The organism is Nakamurella sp. (assembly GCF_048594475.1).
In the GTDB taxonomy this organism is placed as follows: domain Bacteria; phylum Actinomycetota; class Actinomycetes; order Mycobacteriales; family Nakamurellaceae; genus Nakamurella.
Map to the genome: position 1 here is coordinate 1 of NZ_JBMDXT010000239.1, position 4095 is coordinate 4095.

At 71.1% G+C, this 4095-nt stretch carries 4 protein-coding genes; 3 read left to right on the forward strand and 1 reads right to left on the reverse strand.

The window, feature by feature from the left end; translation table 11 throughout:
- Together polA and ACOJUF_RS11070 are read left to right on the forward strand one after the other, a co-directional pair.
- The coding region (polA, locus tag ACOJUF_RS11065; protein ID WP_420121906.1) for a DNA polymerase I at window positions 1–1941 on the forward strand (1941 nt) is incomplete at its 5' end.
- A gap of 116 nt (window positions 1942–2057) precedes the next feature.
- Window positions 2058–2405 carry a hypothetical protein gene (locus ACOJUF_RS11070; RefSeq protein WP_420121907.1) on the forward strand — a complete coding sequence of 116 codons (348 nt, stop codon included), beginning with the start codon at window positions 2058–2060 and terminating at the stop codon, window positions 2403–2405.
- Here the strand turns inward: ACOJUF_RS11070 and ACOJUF_RS11075 are convergent.
- Complete coding sequence (locus ACOJUF_RS11075) at window positions 2402–3280, reverse strand: class I SAM-dependent methyltransferase (RefSeq protein WP_420121908.1); 879 nt, start codon at window positions 3278–3280, stop codon at window positions 2402–2404. The genes ACOJUF_RS11070 and ACOJUF_RS11075 overlap by 4 nt on opposite strands.
- Before the next feature lie 343 nt (window positions 3281–3623).
- On the opposite strand from ACOJUF_RS11075, the gene ACOJUF_RS11080 reads away from it, so the two are divergent.
- Window positions 3624–4095, forward strand: a 472-nt coding sequence (locus tag ACOJUF_RS11080; protein WP_420121909.1) for a S1 RNA-binding domain-containing protein, incomplete at its 3' end; no start/stop codon positions are given.

Sequence of the window (4095 nt, forward strand, 5' to 3'; positions counted from 1 at the left end):
GTGCCGACCATCGTGGACACCGATCCGACCGTCGAGCTGGTCGCCCAGCCCTACGACCGGGAGGCCGTGCACCGCATCTTCGACAACCTGCAGTTCCGTGTGCTGCGCGAGCGACTGCTGGAGACCTTCGAGCAGGCCGACGAGACCAGCACCGAGGGTTTCGAGGTGGCCGGCAACCGGCTGGCCCCGGGCACGGTCCGGAGCTGGCTGGACGAGCACGGGACCGGCCGCGTCGGGCTGGTGGTCCGCGGCACCTGGGCGCCGGGCGGCGGCGACGTGCACACCCTGGCCTTCGCGGCGGCCGACGGGGAGGCCGCCGTCGTCGACGTCGTCGAGGCCGACCCGGACGACGAGGCCGCCCTGGCCGCCTGGTTCGCCGATCCGACCCCGCGCAAGGTCGGGCACGACCTGAAGACCGCGATCAACGCCCTGGTCGCCCGCGGCTGGCCGGTCGACGGCGTCGCCTGCGACACCGCGCTGGCCGCCTACCTGGCCCTGCCCGGCCAACAGACCTTCGACCTGGGCGACCTGGTGCAGCGATACCTGCACCGCACGCTGGACCCGGAGCACAGCACGAACGCCGGCCAGCAGCTCTCGCTCATCCCGGAGGAGAACGAGAGCGCCGAGGCCGAGAAGGATTCCCGCGACATGGTCAAGGCGCGCGCCATCATCGATCTGGCCGACGCGCTCGAGCAGCACCTGGACTCGCTGGGCCAGCGCTCGCTGCTGGCCGACATCGAGCTGCCGGTGATGACGGTGCTCGGCATCATGGAGCGCGACGGGATCGCGGTCGACGTCGACTATCTGGACGACCTGCAGTCCACGTTCGCGGCGGAGGTCACCAGCGCCGCCCAGGCCTGCTACGCCGAGATCGGGCGGGAGGTCAACCTCGGTTCGCCCAAGCAGTTGCAGGTGGTGCTGTTCGACGAGCTCGGCATGCCCAAGACCAAGCGCACCAAGACCGGCTACACGACCGACGCCGACGCCCTGGCCGGCCTGCACGAGCAGACCGGCCACCCGTTCCTGACCCATCTGCTCCGGCACCGGGACGTCACCCGGCTCAAGGTCACCGTGGAGGGCCTGCGCAAGTCCGTCGGCGACGACGGCCGCATCCACACCACGTTCCAGCAGACGGTCGCGGCCACCGGCCGGCTGTCCAGCACCGAGCCCAACCTGCAGAACATCCCGATCCGGACCGACGAGGGCCGGCTGATCCGCCGCGCGTTCATCCCGGGCCCGAACGCGGCCGTGCTGCTGACCGCCGACTACTCGCAGATCGAGATGCGGATCATGGCCACCCTGTCGGAGGACGATGGGCTGATCGAGGCCTTCCGGTCCGGCGAGGACCTGCACACCTTCGTCGCGATGCGGGCGTTCGGCCTGCCGGCCGAGCAGGTGACGCCGGAGATGCGCCGCCGGATCAAGGCGAGGTCCTACGGCCTGGCCTACGGTCTGTCCGCCTACGGCCTGTCGGGGCAGCTCAAGATCTCGGTCGACGACGCCAAGGAGCAGATGGAGGCGTACTTCGCCCGCTTCGGCGGGGTGCGCGACTACCTCCGCGACACCGTCGCCCGGGCCCGCAAGGACGGCTACACCGAGACGGTGTTCGGCCGCCGCCGGTACGTGCCCGACCTGAACAGCGACAACCGGCAGAAGCGCGCGATGGCCGAGCGGATCGCGCTCAACGCCCCGATCCAGGGCAGCGCGGCCGACGTCATCAAGGTGGCAATGGTCAACGTCCAGCGGCGGATCGAGCGGGAGGGCCTGCGCAGCCGGATGCTGCTGCAGGTGCACGACGAACTCGTCTGCGAGGTGGTCGATGGCGAGTTCGACGCGATGACCGCGGTGCTCAAGGAGGAGATGGGCGGCGCCTACCCGCTGGCCGTGCCGCTCGAGGTCTCCGTCGGCTCCGGCCCGAACTGGGACGCCGCCGCCCACTGATCGGCCCGGCCGCCCGGCGGGCGCGGCGCGCGGGCGTCGGCCCGCCGCGCCGGGCGTTGTCGCTTACGCTCCGTGTCGGCAGCGTCGACACGTCCCCGGAAAGCGAAGGTCGGCCCATGAACGGCACCAACTCGTATGACCTGTCGGGCTGGGGGGTCGGGGCGATCGTCGGGGTCAGCCTGCTCGGCCTGGCCATCTGGATCATCTTCCTGATCGCGTACATCAAGATCATCAGCAAGGCCGGCTACTCCGGCTGGTGGGTGCTGATCATGTTCGTGCCGATCGTCAACGTGATCATGCTGCTGGTCTTCGCCTACAAGGAGTGGCCGGTCCAGCGCGAGCTCAAGGAGCTGCGGGCCTGGGCCGACCAGATCCGCCGCGGTCCGGGGCCGCAGCAGTTCGGGGGCGGGGCGCCGGGCGGCCCCCAGCCGGGCGGTCCGCAGAACCCGTATCAGCAGCGCTAGGCCGCGATCCGGCCGCCCCGCCGGCTGACGAAGATCGCGGTCCCGGGGAAGTACTCGCCGCGCAGCGGTGACCACTGTCCCCAGACCCGGTCGAAGCCCTCGGGCCACTGGGGTTCGATCACGTCCTCGACGACGAACCCGGCCGCCACCAGTTCGCGGATCCGGTCGCCCATCGTCCGGTGGTGCTCGACGTAGGCCGGCACCTCGGCGGCGTCCACCTCGACGTACGGCGACCGGTCGAAGTAGGACTGGATTACCGTCAACCCGCCCGGACCCGGGTCGTCGGGAAACGCCCAGCGCATCGGGTGGTTGACCGCGAACACCCACCGGCCGCCGGGTCGCAGCACCCGGGCGACCTCCCGCATCAGCCGGGCGGAGTCGGCGACGAACGGGATCGCGCCGAACGCCGAGAAGGCGACATCGAACGCGCCGTCGGCGAACGGCAGCTCGCAGGCGTCGGCCTGGACCAGCGGCACCGTGATGCCGGTCCGGGCCGCGGCGGCCCGGGCGTGCGCCAGCATGCCGGCCGACAGGTCGAGCGCGACCACGTCGGCGCCGCGCTCGCGCAGGTAGCGGGCGCACGGCGCCGACCCGCAGCCCACCTCCAGCACCCGCCGCCCGGCCACGTCGCCGAGCAGCCCGACATCGGCCTCGCGCACGTTCTCCGGGCACCAGACGAAGTCGGCGTCGCCCAGGAAGTCCCCGTGCTCGGCGTGGTAGCTGTCGGCGTCCGCGTCCCACCAGCGTCGATTGGCCGCGCGGCTGGTCGCCTGGTCCGCGCCGCGCACCCGCGGCCGGGTGGGGCCCAGCGGGGCGGTTCCGCCCAGCGGTTCGTCCCCCGGTGTCGCAGCGTCCACCGCGCTATGGTGCAGCATCGACCGCGCCCACCGGCGGCCGGCCGCCCGCTGAACCCGGCTCGCCTCCCCGGGAGACACCCCGGCCGGGGATTTACCTGATCGGGTGGTCATGGCGTACGCTGGACGCTGCGTTGTGGGTCTGTGCTGTCTCGGAATGGAGCAGGCCGCACTCGTCAGGTCATCACCGAAAGCATCGCCTTGCAGTGGGGAGCAGTCCCCGAGGCGTCGTTGCAGGTCGCCCCGGCGAACCGGATCCGCCGCGTGCCGCAGAACCCGCAGATTCCGATCGGGGCGGCGGCCGTCACCGACGGTCGTGACCCGCCCGGGATCCCGACACCACCCGTCCGGAGCACCCCACCACATGTCCACCCCTACCGTCACCGCCCCGCAGGTCGCGATCAACGACATCGGGTCGGCTGAGGACTTCCTCGCCGCCATCGACTCGACCATCAAGTACTTCAACGATGGCGACATCGTCGAGGGCACCATCGTCAAGGTCGACCGCGACGAGGTCCTGCTCGACATCGGCTACAAGACCGAGGGCGTCATCCCCTCGCGCGAGCTGTCCATCAAGCACGATGTCGACCCCAGCGAGGTCGTCGAGATCGGCGAGCACGTCGAGGCCCTGGTTCTCCAGAAGGAGGACAAGGAAGGCCGCCTCATCCTGTCCAAGAAGCGGGCGCAGTACGAGCGCGCGTGGGGCACGATCGAGAAGATCAAGGAAGAGGACGGCGTCGTCTCCGGCACCGTCATCGAGGTCGTCAAGGGCGGCCTGATCCTGGACATCGGCCTGCGCGGCTTCCTGCCCGCCTCCCTGGTCGAGATGCGGCGCG

Bases quoted from the DNA above. Each gene is read 5' to 3' on its own strand.
- ACOJUF_RS11070 (WP_420121907.1), top strand. From the start codon at position 2,058: ATGAACGGCACCAACTCGTATGACCTGTCGGGCTGGGGGGTCGGGGCG.
- ACOJUF_RS11075 (WP_420121908.1), bottom strand. From the start codon at position 3,280: ATGCTGCACCATAGCGCGGTGGACGCTGCGACACCGGGGGACGAACCG.